The sequence below is a fragment of the Micromonospora ferruginea genome, from assembly GCF_013694245.2.
In the GTDB taxonomy this organism is placed as follows: Bacteria; Actinomycetota; Actinomycetes; order Mycobacteriales; family Micromonosporaceae; genus Micromonospora; species Micromonospora robiginosa.
In genome coordinates, this window is the sequence record NZ_CP059322.2 from 4,452,902 (window position 1) to 4,471,739 (window position 18,838).

An 18,838-nucleotide genomic window follows, 5' to 3' on the forward strand; every position below is an offset into this window, starting at 1 on the left:
TTCGCAGGGCACACGGCACACGGCACACGGCGCACGGCGCACACGGCACACGTCGCAGGGCACAGGGCACACGGCATACGGCGCACACGGCACACGTCGCAGGGCACAGGGCATGGGGCACGCGCGGTACGGGGCTCACGGGGCACGAGCGGCGCGAGGCACGAGCGGCACGGGGCACGAGCGGCACGGGGCACGAACGGCACGGGGCACGAACGGCACGGGGCACGAACGGCACGGGGCACGAACGGCACGAGGCACGAACGGCACGAGGCACGAACGGCACGAGGCACGAACGGCACGAGGCACGAACGGCACGAGGCACGAGGCACAGGGCCACACGCGGCACGGAGCACACGCGGCACACGGGCGCAGGGTGAGACGGGCGACGGGCCCCGGCCGGTGGCCGGGGCCCGTCGGGCGATACGTGGAGGTCAGCCGCCGGTGGGCGAGCCGTGGCAGCGCTTGTACTTCCGGCCGGAGCCGCACGGGCAGGGCGCGTTCCGGGACGGGCCCTCACCGCCGTCGACCTGGGGCGCCGCGGCACGCCGGGCGGTGCTGGCGGCGACCGCCTGACCGCTCGCCCCGGCCGGGGCACGGCGCGGCGTCGAGCCGGCGGGACGCTCCGAGGAGGGCTGGCCGATGCCCAGCGCCGGCGCCTGCTGCTCGGCCCGCTCGATCACCGGCGCGCCGCGACCGGCCTCACCGTCGACGGCCGGCGCGGAGTATTGCAGGCCCTGCTGCTGCGGAGTGCGGTTGAGGCCCTTGGCCCGGATCTCCACCGGCTTCTCCAGCAGCTGCACCTCCTCCTCGGCCTCCGCCTCGGCCTCCTCGACCTGCACCTCCAGGTTGTAGAGGAAGCCGACCGTCTCCTCCTTGATGCCGTCCATCATGGTGGCGAACATGTCGAAGCCCTCGCGCTGGTACTCGATGACCGGGTCGCGCTGGGCGTACGCCCGCAGGCTGATGCCCTCCTGGAGGTAGTCCATCTCGTAGAGGTGCTCGCGCCACTTGCGGTCGATCACCTGGAGCAGGACCATCCGCTCGAGCTGGCGGACCGCCTCCTCGCCGAGCTGCTCCTCCCGCCGGTCGTACGCGGCGTTCGCGTCCTCCTTGAGGCGGGCGAGCAGGAAGTCCTGGTCGAGGCCGGCGCGGGAGCCGACCTCCTCCTCCAACTCCTCGACCGTGACGCCGACCGGGTAGAGCTGCTTCAGGCTGGACCAGAGCTGGTCGAGATCCCAGTCCTCGGCGTAGCCGTCGCTGGTCGCGCCGACCACGTACGCGGCGACCGTGTCGTCGATCATGTTGCGGACCTGGTCGGACAGGTCCTCGCCGTTGAGCACCCGGAGGCGCTCGGCGTAGACCACCTGGCGCTGCTTGTTCAGCACCTCGTCGTACTTCAGGACGTTCTTCCGGATCTCGGCGTTCTGGCCCTCGATCTGGGCCTGCGCGCTCTTGATCTGGCGGGTGACCATCTTCGACTCGATGGGCACGTCCTCCGGGATGTTGAAGCGGTCCATCACGGCCTCGACCGCGCCGGCCCGGAACCGCTTCATCAGCTCGTCCTGCAGGGACAGGTAGAAGCGGGACTCGCCCGGGTCACCCTGCCGGCCGGCGCGACCGCGGAGCTGGTTGTCGATCCGGCGGGACTCGTGCCGCTCGGTGCCGAGCACGTAGAGGCCACCGGCGGCGGCGACCTCCTCCGCCTCGGTGTCGCAGGCCTGCTTCCAGGTCGGGAGGATCTCCTCCATCGCCTTGGCGTACTCCTCCGGCTGCTCGACCGGGTCGAGACCGCGCTGGCGGAGTTCGTTGGCGGCGAGGAACTCGGCGTTGCCGCCGAGCAGGATGTCGGTGCCCCGGCCGGCCATGTTGGTGGCGACCGTGACCGCGCCCTTGCGCCCGGCCTGGGCGACGATCTCCGCCTCCTTGGCGTGGAACTTGGCGTTCAACACCGAGTGCGGGATGCCGCGGCGGCGCAGCATGTGCGACAGGATCTCGGAGTTCTCCACCGAGACGGTGCCGACCAGCACCGGCTGGCCCTGCTCGTGCCGCTCGGCGATGTCCTCGACGACGGCGTTGAACTTGGCCTTCTCGGTCTTGTAGATCACGTCGGGCCGGTCCATCCGGACCATCGGCCGGTGCGTCGGGATGGTCACGACGCCGACCTTGTAGACCTTGTTGAACTCGCCCGCCTCGGTCTGGGCGGTGCCGGTCATGCCGGAGAGCTTCTCGTAGAGGCGGAAGTAGTTCTGGAGGGTGATGGTGGCCAGGGTCTGGTTCTCCTGCTTGATCTCCACCCCCTCCTTGGCCTCGATCGCCTGGTGCATGCCCTCGTTGTAGCGGCGGCCGTGCAGGATGCGGCCGGTGAACTCGTCGACGATCAGGACCTCGCCGTCGCTGACGATGTAGTCCTTGTCGCGCTTGTAGAGCTCCTTGGCCTTGATCGCGTTGTTGAGGTAGCCGACCAGCGGGGTGTTGACCGACTCGTAGAGGTTGTCGATGCCGAGGCGGTCCTCGACCCGGGCCACGCCGCGCTCGGTCACCGCGATCGTGCGCTTGGCGTAGTCGACCTCGTAGTCGCCCTCGCCGTCGGTGCCCGGCTGGAGGCGGGCCACCACGGCGGCGAACTCCTGGTACCACCGGGCGGAGTGCTCGGCCGGACCGGAGATGATCAACGGGGTCCGGGCCTCGTCGATGAGGATCGAGTCGACCTCGTCGACCACCGCGAAGAAGTGGCCGCGCTGGACCAGCTCCTCCTTCGACCAGGCCATGTTGTCGCGCAGGTAGTCGAAGCCGAACTCGTTGTTGGTGCCGTAGGTGATGTCGCACTCGTAGGCCGCGCGGTGCTCGCTCGCGGGCCGGTTGGGCAGCACCACGCCGACGTCGAGCCCGAGGAACTCGTGCACCCGGCCCATCCAGGCGGCGTCGCGCTCGGCCAGGTAGTCGTTCACCGTGATCACGTGCACGCCCTTGCCGGCGAGCGCGTTCAGGTAGACCGGCATGACCGAGGTGAGCGTCTTGCCCTCACCGGTCTTCATCTCGGCGATGTTGCCGAAGTGCAGCGCCGCGCCGCCCATCACCTGGACGTCGTAGGGCCGCTGGCCGAGCACCCGGGAGGCGGCCTCGCGGCACACCGCGAACGCCTCCGGCAGCAGGTCGTCGAGGGTCTCGCCGTCGGCGAGCCGCTCCCTGAACTGGTCGGTCATGCCGCGCAGCTCGTCGTCGCTGAGGTTGACGTAGTCGTCCTCGATCGAGTTGACGGCGGCCGCGATGGCCTTCAGCCGACGCACCATGCGGCCCTCGCCGGCGCGAAGGACCTTTTCCAGAATCGACACGGATCAACGCTCCCCTAGACGGTCTCGAACCATCGTAGGCGTTCCGGCGCGGCGATGGTCACTGGTGGCGGCGGTCCGGACCCGCGAACCCGACATAACACCGCGACCGGGTGCCCTCGGTCGCCAATCGGGTTACGCCGTCCGCGAACGATCCGGCACCATGGCTCGGATGGAGCCTGTGGAGATCATCGAGGACGGGCTGTTGCTGCGCCCCTGGCGGGCGGCGGACGCCGACGAGGTGCACCGCGCCTGCCAGGACCCGGACATTCAGCGCTGGACCACCGTACCTCGCCCGTACCTGCCCGAACACGCGCTCGCGTTCGTCACCACGATCAGCGCGACCGCCTGGGCGCGGGACACCGGGGCGCCGTTCGCGGTCTGCGACGCCACGACCGGTGAGCTGCTCGCCTCGTGCGGTCTGGTCTCCGTCGACCGCGCGCTCGACTCGGCCGAGGTGGGCTACTGGACCGCACCGTGGGCCCGGGGGCGGGGAGTCGCGGTACGCGCCACCCGGGCCGTCGCCCGCTGGGCGTTCGACGCGCTGAAGCTGCGCCGGCTGACCTGGCAGGCCGAGATCGGCAACCACGCCTCCCGCCTGGTCGCGCTGCGCGCCGGCTTCCGGGTCGACGGCGAGCTGCGGCTGGCCCACCCCGCCGACGGCGGCCGGCCGGAGGGGTGGATCGGTTCCCTCGTGCCGTCCGAGCTGGCCGCGCCGGGCGAGCCGGCGCCGTACGGCCCGGGCACGCTCCAGGCCCGCCGGGCGGCGGTCTTCGGCCGGCCGCAACCCGTCCTGTTCGCCACCGCCGGCGACACCGAGCTGCGGCTGCGCGCGCTGGAGGAGAAGGACCTGGCCGAGGTCACCCGCACCTGCCAGGACGAGGACACGGTGCGCTGGACCACCGTGCCGCACCCCTACCGGCCGGAACACGCCGAGGGCTACCTGCGGGACCTGGTGCGGCCGTCCTGGGCCCGGGGCACCGCCGCGATGTTCGCGGTGGCCGACCAGGAGGACCGCTACGTCGCCTCGCTCGACCTGCGGATCCTCCCCGGCGACCCGCTGGTGGCCGACGTCGGCTTCATGACCGCCCCGCACGCGCGGGGCCGCGGCTACCTGCCGGCCGCGCTCACCGCGCTCTGCGCCTGGGGCTTCACCACGCTCGGCCTGGCCCGCGTCGAGTGGCGCGCCAACGTCGGCAACACCGCGTCCCGCCGGGCCGCCGAGAAGGCCGGCTTCACCGTCGAGGGCACGCTGCGCGGCGGCATCCAGCACCGCGGCGAGCGGCAGGACGTGTGGATCGGCGGCCTGCTGCCGCAGGACCTGCGGTGATCCCGGAGACGATCGAGGGGTACGGGGTCCGGCTGCGACCGACCCGGCCGGCCGACGTGCCGGAGCTGGTGGCCGGCTGCACCGACCCGGAGACCCGGCGGTTCCTGCCCGCCCTGCCCGAGGGGTACGACGCGGACAGCGCCCGGCGGTGGATCGCCGAGGGCGAGCCGGCCGTGTGGGCCGCCGGCGGCTGCGCGTACGCGATCGCCGACCCGGACACCGACCGGCTGCTCGGCGGCATCGGGCTGACCCGGCTCGCCCCGGCGCGCGGGGACTTCGAGATCGGTTACTGGGTGGCGCCGTGGGCGCGGGGGCGGGGCGTGGCGACCGCCGCCACCCGGGCGCTCGGCGAGCGCGCCTTCGCCGCCGGCGCGGCCCGGCTGGAACTGCTCACCCACCGGCAGAACGAGCCGAGCCAGCGGGCCGCGCTGGCCTGCGGCTACCGGTACGAGGGGGTGCGCCGGGCGGCGAGCGCGGGACGCGACGGCGTACGCCACGACCTGGTGGCCTGGGTGCGGCTGGCCGACGACCCGCCCGGGCCGACCACCCGGCTGCTGCCGGACCTGCCCGGCGGCCGGCTCACCGACGGCGTGGCGACGCTGCGCCGGTTGGGGCCGGCGGACGCCGCCGCGCTGTACCGGCTGCACACGCTGCCGGAGGTGGTGGCGAACCGGGTGCCGGCGGTGCCGCCGGACCGGGAGTCGATCGCGCGCCGCTGCCGGCTCGCGGCCGGTTACTGGCTGGCTGGGGACGCCGCCGACCTGGCCGTCCTGGACGCGGCCACCGGCGCGCTGGTCGGCGGCTGCGCCCTCGGGTACGACGAGCCGGCCACCGGCCAGGCCACGCTGGGCTACAGCCTGCTGCCCGAGGCCCGCGGCCGGGGGCTGGCCACCCGTGCGGTCCGGCTCCTCGCCGGTTGGGCGTTCGACGTCGGCGTGGCCCGGGTCTGGGCCGGCACCCGGGCGGAGAACGTCGCCTCGCAGCGGGTGCTGGAACGGGCCGGGTTCCGGCGGGAGGGGCTGTCGCGCGGGCGGATGCCCGGGGTGGCGGGCGCCCGCGTCGACTCGGTGGTCTTCGGCCGGCTGGCGTCGGACCGGGACTGAGCCGGGGCCCCCGCGAACGCGCGGAGGCCCCGGTCCGTGGTCAACGGGTCACGTGTCGAGCGAGATGATCCCGTAGTCGTACGCGCGGCGGCGGTAGACCACGCTCGGGCGGCCGGATTCCTTGTCCAGGAACAGGTAGAAGTCGTGGCCGACCAGTTCCATCTGGAACAGCGCGTCGTCGACGGTCATCGGTTCGGCGGGGTGGACCTTCTCCCGGGCGATGTGCCACGGCTGGTCGTCGGGCTCGTCGTAGCCGCTCTGGTTCGGGCGTTCGGCCACCGCGGTGGCCGTGCCGTGCCCGTTGAGCGACGCCAGGCCGGGCCCGTCCAGGTCGGCCACCGGCAGGCCGGCGGTCGCGGCGGCCACCGAGAGCGGCGCGTGCCGCCCGCGGTGCACCCGGCGGCGGTCGGCCGCCCGGCGGAACCGGGTGTCCAGCTTGGCGATGGCGGCGTCGAGCGCGCTGTAGAAGTCGTTCGTGCAGGCCTCGGCGCGGATCACCGGACCGCGCGTGACGCAGGTGATCTCCACCCGCTGGCAGTGGTCGGCCTGGCGCGGATTGCGCTCGTGGAACAACTCGACATCCACGCGAATCAGCTTGTGGTCGTAGCGTTCGATCTTTGCGAGCTTTTCGGCTACGTGCACCCGGTAATGGTCCGGCACTTCGACGTTACGGCCCTTGACCACGATGTCCACGTGACCTCCCTTGTTCGGACGGTCGTTTCGGTCCAGATCTTCCGGACGACGCGCCTGGGAGAGCTCCGCTCGGCGTCGACCGGTGGTGTTCGGCTACGCCTCCTTCCAGTGCCGGGGGAAGGTTGGCATCCTCACTACCCCCGACACCGAAACGCTAACTCCTGTTCGGCCCGCAGTCACCCCCGGTTGCCAAGAGCGGCCGCGAAATTTAACACCTCATACACCATGGGGTGAAAGGGATGCACGAAGCGTCACCACCGCTGCCGCTTTTGCGTTGCGGCGAGCACGGCCGCGACCTTTGGCGTCATTCCCGCGCCGCGCAATTTCCGGCTCACCGCCGCCAGCGTCGCGCCGGTGGTGACGATGTCGTCGAGCAGCACCAAGGTTCCCGCTGGCCCGGCCGGCGCCGGCCGGCGTACCCGGAACGCGGTCTCCGCCGCGGCGGCCCGGCCGGCGCTGTCCAACGCCACCGAGTCCGGCCGGGGCGACGCCCGCAACGGTCGCAGCACGCGAACCGGCCAGCCGGCCGCCCGCAGCCGGGCCGCGGCCGGACGCACCAGCCGGTCCAGGTGGTCGCCGTACCGTGCCCGCGCCGCCCGGGCGGTGTCCGGCACCGCCACCAGGGTCACCGGCCCGGGCTGCCCCACCGCCACGGCCACCACCTCGGCCAGCAGCGCGCCCAACGGTCGGGCCAGCCCGTGCCGGCCCCGCTCCTTGTAACCGAGCAGGCCCTCGCGCAACGCCCCGGCGTACGCGCCGAGGGCGACGCAGGGCGGCAGGCCGGGTGGGGCCGGCACCGGCCGGGTCGGCCCGGGACGCAACGACTCCAACTCGGCCACGCAGCGCGGGCAGAAGCCCTGCCGCAGGCCCGGGGCGCGGGCCGCGCAGCCGGCGCACCCGGCCGGCAGCACCAGATCGGTCAGATCCGACCAGAGCCCGCCCAGGTCCGGCACCGCGACCTCAGTAGACGAAGAACGGCGCGGTCGGGTTGACCACCCGGCTGCCCGCCGGCAGGTCCAGCACCTGCTGGCGCTTGATGAACTCGAACGGGTTGTTCTGGTAGGCCGCGCCGTTCGCCTCGTACATGAAGGAGAGCGCGGGCAGCCCGCGGTCCCCGCTGCCCGGATATCCCACGAGCTGGGTCACCACCGCCGAACCGATGTCGTTCTTCAGCGGAGAGTCGAAGCCGCCGTCGACGCTCACCTGGTGGATGACCGAACGCCGCTCCGGGTCTCGGCCGGCGAAGACGAGTTGGTCCTCCGAGATCCAGTCGGCGGCGGTGACGCCGGTGAGCATCGTCGGCAGCCGGCGCGGTTGGCCCAGGCTGACCACGCCGCCGTCGACGTTCACCGGGGCGACGTAGAGCGCTCCGCCGGCCACCAGCGCGATCCGGTGGCCGTCGAGGGACCCGGCCACCGCCGCCACCGTCCCGGCCACGTTGAGCGGGACCGGGCTGAGCCCGGCCGTCCCGTTGAACCGGTAGAGCCTGCCGTCGGCCGCCACCAGGCCCGCCGGGTGGCCCTTGTCCAGCGAGCGCAGCCAGGTGGGCTGGCTCATCGTGTGGAACGTCGCCGGGCTGCCGTTGAACACCGCCACCGGATCGAGGCCGGTGCCCACCTTGAGCCGGAGTCGCCGGTCCGGCGCGGTCACCACCAACGCGGCGAGCACCTGGTCGTCGGCGCGGGCGATCGACGCGGAGACCACGTTGCGGTTCTCGGCGGCCGGGAGCGGCACCGCGCCCCGCCGTTCACCGGCGAGCGCGAGGGGATGGATCACCCCGTCGTAGACGCTGAACCGCGTGGGATCCGCGCCACGCGGGTAGGCGTCGTGGTCGGCGCGCTCCCGCTGCAGGTCGATGCTCAACCGCTTCTGGTTCTGGATCTTCAGGTCGAGCTGGCCGGTCAACTCCGGAAGCGACCACGCCAACTGGGTGCCGAGCCGGGCCAACCGCTCCTCGTTGGCACCGGGCATGTCCAGGTTGACCTCCCACTGGGAGTTGCCCCCGGTGGCGTTGTTGATCGGACGGGTGCGGTCGGGCAGGCCGGTCACCCCGGACTCCAGCCAGACGGACGGACCGCCGGCCAGCCACTTCACCACCTCGGTGACGAGACGCTCGGCCGGCACCCCCGGCAGGTAACGCAGGTCGGGCACCAGGCGGGTTTGGTCCGAGTTCCAGAAGTAGACGTTGTGCTGGCGGTAGTACTCACGCAGCGCCGAGTCGCTGATCAACAGCACGTTCGGCAGTTGTGTGATCAACAACCCGCTGCCGGGGGGCTCGGCCCGGCGCAGCTCGAAGACGTACTCGGTCTCGGTGGCCGCCGGCGGGCCGAGCGTGCCGTCGGCGCGCAGCACGCCGACCTGCTGCACCTTGAGCCGGACCGTGCTGGTGCCCTGGTTGTTCGGCGGGGTGCTCTCCTTCGCCCGCAGCCGGACCACGGTCAGCTCGATCTCGCTGGTCTGCGGCTTGCCCGGGAGCTGGTCCCGCGCCTCGGTGGCGAGGAACGTGCGGGCCCGGGCGTACGCCTGGTCGCGCTCCCCGGCGGCGGCCGCCCGGAGGTAGTTCTCGATGAACGGCACCGGCTCGTCGCTGTCGCTCGGTGCCGGCGGCGAAGCCGGGGGGCCGTTGAGCGAGCCGGGCTCGGCGACCGGCACCGAGCCGTCGACCTGGACGTCGGTCTCGGCCGGGATGCCGCACCCGGCGGGAAGCAGCAGCACACCGGCCAGCAGCCCCACCACCAGCCGCCGGACGCGTGACCCCGGCGCGTTCACGGGACCACCTCGGCGTGCGCGGGATCGGCCGGGCCGATGGCGAGCGCCCCGGCGCCGCTGCCCGGGCCGATGGCGAGCAGGCCGCCGTCGCGCGGGCCGCCGAACGGCAGGGTGGCGTCGGCCGGCACCAGCCGCAGCGGGGAGGTGGTGAGCCGGTCGCCGGCCCGGGCCGGCAGGGTCAGCCGGAACTGGGCGCCCTGCCCCGGCGCGCCCCACGCCTCCAGCCAGCCGCCGTGCAGCCGGGCGTCCTCCAGGCTGATCGACAGGCCCAGGCCGGTGCCACCGGTCTGCCGGGCCCGGGACGGGTCGGCGCGCCAGAACCGGTTGAAGACCAGCTTCTCCTCGCCCGGCTTGAGACCGACACCGTGGTCCCGCACGGTGACCGCCACCGCGCTCTGGTCCATCCCCAGGGTGATCCGCACCGGCTTGGCCTCGCCGTGCTCGACCGCGTTGCCGACCAGGTTGCGCAGCACCCGCTCGACGCGGCGCGGATCGACCTCGGCGATCACCGGCGTGCCCGGCAGGTCCAGCTCGATGGCGACCCCGACCCGCTCGGCGAGCCCGGCCAGCCGCTCGGTCACCCGGTGCACCACCGGCACGAGATCGGTCGGCTCGCTGTCCAGCACCGCGAAGCCGGCGTCGAACCGGCTGATCTCCAGCAGGTCGGTCAGCAGCTCCTCGAACCGGTCCAGCTCGGCCTGGAGCAGCTCGGCGCTGCGGGCCACCGCCGGGTCGAAGCCGTCCCGCTCGGTGAAGATCAGGTCGGCCGCCATCCGTACCGTGGTCAGCGGGGTGCGCAGCTCGTGCGAGACGTCCGAGGTGAACCGGCGTTGCAGCCGGGACATCTCCTCCAGCCGGAGGATCTGCCGTTGCAGGTTCGTCGCCATCTGGTTGAACGAGGCGGCGAGCAGGGCCAGGTCGTCCTCGCCGGAAACCACCATGCGCTGGTCGAGCAGCCCGGCGGAGAGCCGCTGGGCGGTGCGCGCGGCGACCCGGACCGGGGTGACCACCAGGCGGGTGACCAGGGCGGCCAACAGGCCGAGCAGGAGCACCAGCGCGACGCCGGTGGCGACCACCGTGGCACGGGCGTCGGCGGCCGTGGTGTCCTGCCGGGCCAGGGGTACGAGGTAGTAGAGCTCGACCTGCCCGAACCTGGTCGGCACCGGGGAGCCGTAGACCAGGTATTTCGTGCGTTCACCGCCGAGCGTGCCGGTGCGGATCTGGTGGGCCACCTTGCCGGACGCCACGGTCCGGCGCAGCTCGTCGCCGATCACCGGACGGACCGGCACGTCCGGCGACACCCGCGGCTCGATGAACTCGGCGAAGTTGTCGGCGGTGATCGCCACCACCACGCCGCTGGTCTGCGTCGGGTCCCCGCCGGCCAGGTAGTTGACCGTGCCGTCGATGGTGTCCTGGAGCTGGGCCTCCTGCGGCTGGCTGTAGAGGTTGAACTGCTTCGCGGCGTACTCGCTGCCGTTGCTCAGCCGCAGCCGGACGTCGGTCTCGGCGTTCTCCAGCAGGATGTTGGTGATCTTGTCGGCGATCAGGTAGGCGAAACCGCCCACCAGCAGACTCGACGCCACCAGTGTGATGGTCACCACGCGGACCTGGAGCGACCGCCGCCAGGCCTGGCGCACGCCGGTGGCGAACCGGGCCGACCGGCCGGCGAGGTCGCGCCAGAGCGCCCGCGCGGCGTGCAGCCGGCGGGACGCGTGAGTCGGCGGGTCGGGCAGCGAGGCGGTCACCACAGTGCTGCCCAGGTTATCCGGTGCCCGCCTTGTAGCCCACGCCCCGAACGGTGAGGATGATTTCGGGTCGTTCCGGATCCGGCTCGATCTTGGCGCGCAACCGCTGCACGTGCACGTTGACCAGCCGGGTGTCGGCGGCGTGCCGATAGCCCCAGACCTGCTCCAGCAGCACCTCGCGGGTGAACACCTGGCGCGGCTTGCGGGCGAGCGCGACCAGCAGGTCGAACTCGAGCGGCGTCAGCTTCACCTCCTCGGCGTCCCGGCTGACGGTGTGCGCCGGCACGTCGATGGTGATCTGGTTGCCGGGCGGGCCGATGGTGAGCAGCTCCGGCGCGACGTCCTCGCCGCGACGCAGCCGGGCCCGCATCCGGGCCACCAGCTCCTTGGGCTTGAACGGCTTGACCACGTAGTCGTCGGCGCCGGACTCCAGCCCCAGCACCACGTCGACGGTGTCGCTCTTGGCGGTCAGCATCACGATGGGCACGCCGGACTCGGCCCGGATCGCCCGGGCCACGTCGATGCCGCTCATGCCGGGCAGCATCAGGTCGAGCAGGACGATGTCGGGTCGGCTGTCGCGGAACGCGGCCAGGGCCCGTTCCCCGTCGGCGACGAAGGACGGCACGAAGCCCTCACTGCGCAGCACGATGCCGAGCATCTCGGCAAGGGCGGGGTCGTCGTCGACCACGAGTACGCGGGCTCTCATGGGGTTTATCGTTCCATCCCCGTTCGGTCGGAGGTCGGAGTCTTCCCGGCACGGTAGCGCCGAGCGCGCCCGCGCACCACAGCCGACGGCGTGCCCACCAGCGTGGCGCGCCACGGCGGACGGGTCCACCCGATGCGGACCCGCCGTGCAACCATGATCCCCCGGGTGACGCCCCGCCCGCCACCGCTGCCCCGCCGACCAGGAGTTCGCGTGTCCGACGCCGGTCCGATCGCGGTGCTCCCGCCCCGCCCGCTGACCGTCGGCGAGCTGCTGGACTCCGCCGTGCTGCTGCTGCGTGACCAGGCCCGGGTGCTCCTCCCGCTCGCCGTCCCGCTGGTCGTCGCCGAGCAGATCCTGCTCCATCCGATGCGGGTGTTCGCCGGAGCCGGTCCGCCCGGCTGGTGGCCGGCCGGCGAGCCGGGGCTCGACCGGTACTGGCTGCTGCTCGCGGTCGGCGCGGCCACCGAAGCCATGATCATCGCGCTGCTGGGCAACCCGGCCGCGCGTGGCGGCGCGGCGGCGCTGCTCGGCCGCCGGCTCGCGCCGTCGGAGCTGCGGCACGAGGCCCGTCCGGGCGCGACGCTGCTCGTCGCGGTCCTGGTCGGCCTGGCCGTCGGCGTCGCCGGGCTGGCCGGGCCCGCCTGGTTCGTGGCGTACGGGCTGCTCGGCCTGGTGGTGCCGGTGCTGGTGCTCGACGGGGTGCCGGCACACCGGGTCCCGGTGCGGGCGGTCCGGCTGGCCGGCCGGGTCGGCGGACGCGCCGCCGCCGTCCGGCTGCTCGGTTACCTGGGGTGGTGGCTGGTCCGGCTCGGCATCGGGTTGGGCGTCCCCTGGGGCCTCGGGCTGCTGGGCCTGTTCGACGTGTCGGCCTGGGCGCTGCCGGTGGCCGTCGCCGCCCAGGCGGCCGTGAACACGCTCGCCTACCCGGCGCTGGCCTGCCTGGACGCGGTGCTGCACCTGGAGACCCGGATCCGCACCGAGGGGTTGGACATCCGGCTCTCCCGCGCGCCGGCCGGCGTACCGGAGCCCGTGCTGCTGGCGGCCCGCCGGTGAGCCGGTGGTGGACCGAGCGGGTCGCCGCGCTCGGCGACGTGGTGCCCCTGCCGCTGGTGGTGCTGCTCCTGCTGGCCGCAGTGCTGCTCACCGCACTGGCCTGGTATTCGTTCCCGGCCTGGGTGCCCCGCCGGCTGCCCCGGTTCGCGCGGCTGCGGCTGCCCCGGTTCCGCCGCCCCCGGCTGCCCCGGTTCCGGCTGCCCCGGTTCCGGCGACCGCGCCTGCGCCGGCCCGCCCGCCGGCGTCGGCCGGACCTGCCGGCGGCGCGTGTCCCGGCCCCCGGCAGGCGCCGCCCCCGCCGGCCGACGACCCCGCCGCGGCCGACCGGCTGGCCGCCGAGGGCCGGTACGCCGAGGCGGTCCGGGAACGGCTGCGCGACATGATTCGGCTCCTGGTAACGCGGCAGTTGGTGGAACCGCGGGCCGGGCTGACCGTCACCGAGGTGACCGAGGCGGCGGGCCGGAACCGGCCGGCGCTGCGGCCCACCCTGCACGCCGCCGGCACGATCTTCTCCGACCTCTGGTACGCGCAACGCCCCGCCACCGCCGGCCACGACCGGCGGATGCGCGCCCTCGCCGCCGACCTGCGGCGTGAGCTGACCGGCGAGGAGGCACCGTCGTGACCGCCACCGCCACCGCCACCGGCACCGCCACCGCGACGCCGGCACGCCGCCGGTGGCACCGGATCGTGGTCCCGGTCGCGCTGGGCGTGCTGCTCATCGTGACCACCCTGATCCTGCACGAGGTGGACCAGCCCGACCCGGGCGAACGTGGCTTCCTCTCCCCCGTCGCCACCGACGACGACGGCGGCAGCCGGCTCGCCGAGGAACTGGCGGCGCGGGGCGTGCCACTGCGCCGGGCGACCGACACCGCCGCCGCGCTGCGTGCCGCCGGCGCGGGGCCGAGCACGCTGTTCGTGCCCGCACCCGAGCTGGTCCGCCCGGCCACCCTGACCGCCCTGGCCGCGTTGCCGCCCGGCAGCCGGCTGGTGCTCGTCGAGCCGTCCCGCCGCGCGCTGGTGGAGCTGGGCACACCCGTCGAACCGGCCGCCCGCCGCTGGGCCGCGAGGGCTGTGCCGCCGGACGCCGACGGCACGCCGTGTCGTCTGCCCGAGGCGGTCCGCGCCGGCACCGCCGCCGTCGACCACCAGCGGTACGCCGGGCCGGAGCCCGTCGACCGCTGCTACGGCGGCGCCCTGCTGCGGATCCCCGGCGACGCCGAGATCGTGGTGGTGGGCGCCGGCGACCCGTTCCGCAACGACCGGATCGACGAGTGGGGCAACCGGGACCTCGCCACCGGCCTGCTCGGCGGCGGCGGTCGCCCGGTGGTGTGGCTGGACCTGCCCGCGCCCGAGCCCGCGCCGACCAGCGCCAGCCCGTCGCCCACCCGCGAGGTCGACGGCGCGCCCGCGCCCAGCGGAACCCCCCGGGAACGCCCCGACCGGGCGAACCCGCCGCCGCGCCCCGACAACCCGCTGTGGGACGCGTTCCCGACCTGGTTCTGGGCGATCCTGGCGCAGCTCGCGCTGGCCGGGCTGCTGGTGGTCCTGTGGCGGGCCCGCCGGCTCGGTCCGCCGGTGACGGAGCCGCTGCCGGTGACCGTCCGGTCCGCCGAGACCGTACGCGGCCGGGCCCGGCTCTACCGCCGGGCCGGCGCCCGGGACACCGTCGCCGGATCGCTGCGGGACGCGGCGCTGGGCCGCCTCCTGCCCCGGCTCAACCTGCCCGCCGACACGCCCGACGACGAGGTGGCGGCCCGGGTCGCCGCCGCGTCCGGCGGCGACCCGGAGCGGGTGGCCGAGCTGCTGCACGGCCCCGTCCCGGAGAACGACCGGGAGCTGCTGGAGCTGGCCCGTGAGCTGGACACGCTGACCCGTACCCTGGCCCCGCATCCGACCGAAGGAGAACCCCGGTGACCGGACCCGTCATCGCCGCCGCGTCGCCCACCGCCGGGTCGGACGCCCGCGCCGCCCTGCACCGCCTGCGCACCGAGGTGGGCAAGGCCGTCGTCGGGCAGGACGCCGTGGTCACCGGCCTGGTGATCGCGCTGCTCTGCCGCGGGCACGTGCTGCTGGAGGGCGTGCCGGGCGTGGCCAAGACGCTGCTGGTGCGCACCCTGGCCACCGCGCTCGACCTCGACTCCAAGCGGGTGCAGTTCACCCCCGACCTGATGCCCGGCGACGTCACCGGCTCGCTGATCTTCGACCCGCGCACCGCCGCGTTCACGTTCCGCGAGGGTCCGGTCTTCACCAACCTGCTCCTCGCCGACGAGATCAACCGGACTCCGCCGAAGACCCAGTCGGCGCTGCTGGAGGTGATGGAGGAGCGGCAGGTGTCCGTCGAGGGCGAGCGCCGCCCGCTGCCCGAGCCGTTCATCGTCGCCGCCACTCAAAACCCGGTCGAGTACGAGGGGACCTACCCGCTGCCCGAGGCGCAGCTCGACCGCTTCCTGCTCAAGCTGACCGTGCCGCTGCCGGGCCGTGACGAGGAGCTGGGCGTGCTCCGCGCGCACCACGCCGGCTTCGACCCCCGCGACCTGCGTGCCGCCGGCGTACGCGCGGTGGCCGGCGCCGCCGACCTGGCCGCCGCCCGCGCCGAGGCGCACGCGGTGCACGTGGCCGAACCGGTGCTCGGCTACATCGTGGACCTCTGCCGGGCCACCCGGTCCGCGCCCGCCCTGGAGCTGGGCGCCTCGCCCCGGGGCGCCACCGCGCTGCTCGCCACCGCGAAGGCGTGGTCCTGGCTGGCCGGCCGCGACCACGTCACGCCGGACGACGTGAAGGCGGTCGCCCGTCCCACGCTGCGGCACCGGCTGCGGCCCCGGCCGGAGGTGGAGCTGGAGGGCGTCACGGCGGACGCCGTGCTGGACTCGGTGCTGGCCACCGTGCCGACGCCGCGATGACCTGGCGGGCGGGCCTGCTGCTCGCGGCCGGCGCCGCGACGCTGCCGGCCTGGCCGGCGCCGTTCCTCGGCGTCGCCGTGCTCACCGTGGGCGTGCTGCTGCTGGTGGCGCTCGACCGGGCGCTCGCGGCCCCGCCGCACGCGCTCGCCGTGAGCCGCGACGGCGACCGGACGGTCCGGCTCGGCGGCACCGCCACCGTCACCCTGCGCCTGGCGAACCCCACCGACCGCCCGCTGCGCGCCCAGGTGCGGGACGCGTGGGTGCCGTCGGCCGGGGCGCGGCCCGAACGGTCCGCGTCCGAGGTGCTCACCGTCCCGCCCGGCGGCGCGGCCACCCTGCCGGTCCGCCTCACCCCGACCCGGCGCGGCGACCGGCCGGCGGTGGCGCTGACCGTACGCTCGCTCGGGCCGATGCGGCTGGGTTTCCGGCAGCGCGCCGAACGCCCCGCCACGCCACCGTGGACGTTGCGGGTGCTGCCCCGGTTCGACTCCCGCCGGCACCTGCCGGAGAAGCTGGCCCGGCTGCGGCTCATCGACGGCGTCCAGGTGACGCGCGGGCGCGGCCACGGCACCGAGTTCGACACGCTGCGCGAGTACGCCGTCGGCGACGACGTCCGGTCGATCGACTGGCGGGCCAGCGCCCGCCGCGGCGACGTACTGGTCCGCACCTGGCGCCCGGAGCGGGACCGGCGGCTCGTCTGCGTGTTGGACACCGGCCGCACCTCGGCGGTCCGGTTCGGCGACGAGCCTCGGCTGGACACCGCGATCGACGCGGCGTTGCTGCTCACCGCGTTGGCCGCCCGGGCCGGCGACCGGGTCGACCTGCTGGCCGTGGACAGCGCCGTGCGGGCCCGGGTGACCGGCAGCGGCCGCCCGGCGCTGCTCACCCGCGTGGTCGAGGCGACGGCGCCGCTCCAGCCGGCGCTCACCGAGACGGACTTCGAACTGGTCGCCGCCGAGATGCTGCGCCGCGAGCGACGACGCAGCCTGGTGGTGTTCTTCACCGCGCTGGACGCGGGCGCGGTCCGGGAGGGGCTGCTGCCGGTCCTGCCGCGGCTGGCGGCCCGGCACCGGGTGGTGCTGGCGGCCACCCACGATCCGGTGTTGACCGGGCTCGCCACGGCCACGCCGACCGGCCCCGACGACCCGTACGCGGCCGCCTCGGCGTGGCGTGCGCTGGCCGAGCGGGACCGGGTGCGCGCCGCCCTGTCCCGGCACGGGGTGACCGTGGTGGACGTGCCCGCCGACCGGTTGGCGCCCGCCGTCGCCGACACCTACCTGCGGCTCAAGTCGCTCGGTCAGCTCTGACCGCGCGCCCGCCGAGCACCAGCGCGTAGGCCAGGGACGCCGCCCAGACCGCGGCGCCGACCGCCACCCGCACGGCCGTCGGCACCGGCGCCGGGGTGACGAACGCCTCCAGCAGGGCGGACACCGCGAACAGCCCGACCAGCCCGGCCGCGACCACGATGGCCGCCCGCCCGGCCTCGGCGACCGCCCGGCCGCGGCCGAGGTGCGCGGGCGGGGCGATCCACGCCCAGGCGGTGCGCAGCCCGACCCCGGCGGCGATGTGGATGCCGGTCAGCTCCAGCAGGCCGTGCGGCGTGATCAGGCCGAAGAAGACGTCGGCCCGGTCGTAGGAGATCATCACCCCGCCCACCACGCCGAGGTTCAGCGCGTTCTGCCACAGCAGCCAGAACACCGGCAGCACCAGCACGCCGGCGGCCAGGCACTGGGCGGCCAGCCAGGCGTTGTGCGTCCACAGGTGGAAGGCGAAGGTCGGCGCGGCGAACTCGGTGTAGTAACCGGCGAAGCCGGAGTCGACGAGCTGCCGGGCCGACTCGGCGCCGATGAAGGCGGCGGCGCTGTCCGGGTGGCCGGCGACGAACCAGATCAGGAACGCGGTCAGCGCGCTGAACGCGGTGGCGACGCCGCACCACCACGGCCAGGCCCGGTAGAGCGCGGCCGGCAGGTCGGCCAGCAGGAACCGGCGCGCCGACGCCCAGGACGGCCGGGGACGGCCGGTGATCCGGGCCCGGGCGGCGAGGACCAGGTGGGAGAGACGCCCGACCAGCGCCGGCTCGGGGGCCCGGCTGCGCAGTGTGGAGAGGTGCGTGGCGGTCCGCTGGTAGAGCGTGACCAGCTCGTCGATCTCGGCCGGGTCCAGGCGACGCCGGCCGGTCAACTGCTCCAGCCGACGCCACTGCGCGCCGTGCTCCGCCGCGTACGCGTCGAGATCCACTCGTGCCTCCCCCGTCCGGCGTCCATGGTGTTCACTGTCGGGGTGCGCGCGCAACCTCCCCCGCCCTCCGGATGGGCCGACGCCGGTCTGGTCAGCGGCGAGGCGGTGGAGCTGGACGTCCGGGCCGCCCGGCTGGGCTCCCGGGTGCTCGCCCTGCTGGTCGACCTGGTCGTGCAGGTCGGTCTCGCGCTGGTGCTGGGCGCGGCGCTGTCGTTGCTGGTGCTCGCGCTGCCGCCGGACGTGATGGACGCCGCCCTGGCCGGTGGCCTCCAGGTGGTCCTGCTGGTGCTGGTGTTCGTCGGCTACCCGGTGGTGATGGAACGGTTCGTCGGTGGCCGGACGGTGGGCAAGCTGGCGGTGGGGCTGCGGGTGGTGCGGGCCGACGGCGGGCCGGTCGGCGTCGGGCAGTCGCTCACCCGGGCGCTGGTCGGCGTCGCGGTGGAGTGGCCCGGCCTGGTGCTGCCGCTGCTGAGCTGGGCGGCGACCGTGACGGTGATGCTCACCGACAGGCGCGGCCGGCGGCTGGGCGACCTGGTGGCCGGCACGCTCGTGGTGCACACCCGGGGCGCCGGGGTGTGGCGGCCGCTGCCGCCGGCGGTGCCGCCGCTGCTCGCCTGGGCGGCCACGCTCGACCTGACCCGGGTGGACGACGGGCTGGCCCTGGCCGTCCGGCGGTACGTGGACCGGCTGCCGCAGCTCGCCGCGCCGGAGGCGATCGGGCTGGGCCGGGAGCTGTGGGCCGAGGTGGCCGCGGTGACCTCGCCGCCGCCGCCGTGGCGCGCGCCGGAGTGGGCCTACCTGACCGCCGTGCTGGCCGAGCGGGGGCGCCGGGCCGCGTACCGGTCGGGGCGCGCCCGCGTGGTCACCGACCGGCTCTGGCCGGAGCTGGCGTCGACGCCGCCGGTCCCGGCGCCGCTGCGGCGGGCCGCGCCGGAGCCCGCCGACCCCGACCCGGTACGCCGCTGAGCGTGG

16 protein-coding genes are annotated in these 18,838 nt (G+C 74.8%); 9 read left to right on the forward strand and 7 right to left on the reverse strand.

Annotated features, from left to right (window positions below; translation table 11 throughout):
- Positions 1-431 precede the first annotated feature (431 nt).
- A complete protein-coding gene (secA, locus tag H1D33_RS19310) occupies positions 432-3,332 on the reverse strand; it encodes a preprotein translocase subunit SecA (protein ID WP_181571814.1) in 2,901 nt (966 codons plus the stop codon).
- Positions 3,333-3,501: 169 nt separating this feature from the next.
- Here secA and H1D33_RS19315 point away from each other — a divergent pair, with 169 nt between their 5' ends.
- On the forward strand, positions 3,502-4,659 hold the full coding sequence (locus H1D33_RS19315) for a GNAT family N-acetyltransferase (RefSeq protein WP_181571813.1): 1,158 nt from the start codon (positions 3,502-3,504) through the stop codon (positions 4,657-4,659).
- Entirely contained in the window at positions 4,656-5,762 is a 1,107-nt protein-coding gene (locus tag H1D33_RS19320) for a GNAT family N-acetyltransferase (protein ID WP_181571812.1), read from the forward strand. Before H1D33_RS19315 ends, H1D33_RS19320 begins: the two co-directional genes overlap by 4 nt.
- A gap of 48 nt (positions 5,763-5,810) precedes the next feature.
- Here the strand turns inward: H1D33_RS19320 and hpf are convergent, their stop codons facing one another.
- From hpf to mtrA, 5 genes are all read right to left on the reverse strand, one after another.
- Positions 5,811-6,455: a ribosome hibernation-promoting factor, HPF/YfiA family gene (gene hpf, locus H1D33_RS19325; protein WP_181571811.1), complete on the reverse strand. Its 645-nt coding sequence runs from the start codon at positions 6,453-6,455 to the stop codon at positions 5,811-5,813.
- Between the two features lie 251 nt (positions 6,456-6,706).
- Positions 6,707-7,408 carry a ComF family protein gene (locus H1D33_RS19330; RefSeq protein ID WP_181571810.1) on the reverse strand — a complete coding sequence of 234 codons (702 nt, stop codon included), beginning with the start codon at positions 7,406-7,408 and terminating at the stop codon, positions 6,707-6,709.
- Positions 7,409-7,415: 7 nt separating this feature from the next.
- Positions 7,416-9,224: an LpqB family beta-propeller domain-containing protein gene (locus H1D33_RS19335; RefSeq protein ID WP_246412005.1), complete on the reverse strand. Its 1,809-nt coding sequence runs from the start codon at positions 9,222-9,224 to the stop codon at positions 7,416-7,418.
- Positions 9,221-10,969, reverse strand: coding sequence for an MtrAB system histidine kinase MtrB (gene mtrB, locus H1D33_RS19340; protein WP_414685426.1), 1,749 nt, complete (start codon positions 10,967-10,969; stop codon positions 9,221-9,223). The genes H1D33_RS19335 and mtrB overlap by 4 nt, the downstream gene beginning before the upstream one ends.
- A gap of 16 nt (positions 10,970-10,985) precedes the next feature.
- Complete coding sequence (mtrA, locus tag H1D33_RS19345) at positions 10,986-11,675, reverse strand: MtrAB system response regulator MtrA (RefSeq protein WP_091060316.1); 690 nt, start codon at positions 11,673-11,675, stop codon at positions 10,986-10,988.
- 210 nt (positions 11,676-11,885) lie between these two features.
- On the opposite strand from mtrA, the gene H1D33_RS19350 reads away from it, so the two are divergent.
- From H1D33_RS19350 to H1D33_RS19375, 6 genes are read left to right on the forward strand one after another with little or no spacing between them, the layout of a single operon-like run.
- Entirely contained in the window at positions 11,886-12,728 is an 843-nt protein-coding gene (locus tag H1D33_RS19350) for a hypothetical protein (RefSeq protein WP_181571808.1), read from the forward strand.
- Entirely contained in the window at positions 12,725-13,111 is a 387-nt protein-coding gene (locus H1D33_RS19355) for a hypothetical protein (protein WP_307755217.1), read from the forward strand. Before H1D33_RS19350 ends, H1D33_RS19355 begins: the two co-directional genes overlap by 4 nt.
- Positions 13,108-13,350, forward strand: coding sequence for a DUF4129 domain-containing protein (locus H1D33_RS19360; RefSeq protein ID WP_246412003.1), 243 nt, complete (start codon positions 13,108-13,110; stop codon positions 13,348-13,350). Before H1D33_RS19355 ends, H1D33_RS19360 begins: the two co-directional genes overlap by 4 nt.
- The gene (locus tag H1D33_RS19365) at positions 13,347-14,642 is read left to right on the forward strand and encodes a DUF4350 domain-containing protein (protein ID WP_181571806.1); all 1,296 of its coding nucleotides are present in this window, start codon (positions 13,347-13,349) and stop codon (positions 14,640-14,642) included. The genes H1D33_RS19360 and H1D33_RS19365 overlap by 4 nt, the downstream gene beginning before the upstream one ends.
- Positions 14,643-14,653: 11 nt before the next feature.
- Entirely contained in the window at positions 14,654-15,628 is a 975-nt protein-coding gene (locus H1D33_RS19370; RefSeq protein WP_479686837.1) for an AAA family ATPase, read from the forward strand.
- On the forward strand, positions 15,625-16,935 hold the full coding sequence (locus H1D33_RS19375; RefSeq protein WP_181571804.1) for a DUF58 domain-containing protein: 1,311 nt from the start codon (positions 15,625-15,627) through the stop codon (positions 16,933-16,935). The genes H1D33_RS19370 and H1D33_RS19375 overlap by 4 nt, the downstream gene beginning before the upstream one ends.
- Here H1D33_RS19375 and H1D33_RS19380 read toward each other — a convergent pair.
- A complete protein-coding gene (locus H1D33_RS19380; RefSeq protein WP_181571803.1) occupies positions 16,913-17,866 on the reverse strand; it encodes a stage II sporulation protein M in 954 nt (317 codons plus the stop codon). The two genes, H1D33_RS19375 and H1D33_RS19380, sit on opposite strands and share 23 nt — an antisense overlap.
- A gap of 42 nt (positions 17,867-17,908) precedes the next feature.
- On the opposite strand from H1D33_RS19380, the gene H1D33_RS19385 reads away from it, so the two are divergent.
- The gene (locus tag H1D33_RS19385) at positions 17,909-18,832 is read left to right on the forward strand and encodes an RDD family protein (protein WP_246412001.1); all 924 of its coding nucleotides are present in this window, start codon (positions 17,909-17,911) and stop codon (positions 18,830-18,832) included.
- Positions 18,833-18,838: the final 6 nt, after the last annotated feature.

Bases quoted from the DNA above. Each gene is read 5' to 3' on its own strand.
- mtrA (WP_091060316.1), bottom strand. From the start codon at position 11,675: ATGAGAGCCCGCGTACTCGTGGTCGACGACGACCCCGCCCTTGCCGAG.
- H1D33_RS19360 (WP_246412003.1), top strand. From the start codon at position 13,108: ATGATTCGGCTCCTGGTAACGCGGCAGTTGGTGGAACCGCGGGCCGGG.
- H1D33_RS19315 (WP_181571813.1), top strand. From the start codon at position 3,502: ATGGAGCCTGTGGAGATCATCGAGGACGGGCTGTTGCTGCGCCCCTGG.
- H1D33_RS19375 (WP_181571804.1), top strand. From the start codon at position 15,625: ATGACCTGGCGGGCGGGCCTGCTGCTCGCGGCCGGCGCCGCGACGCTG.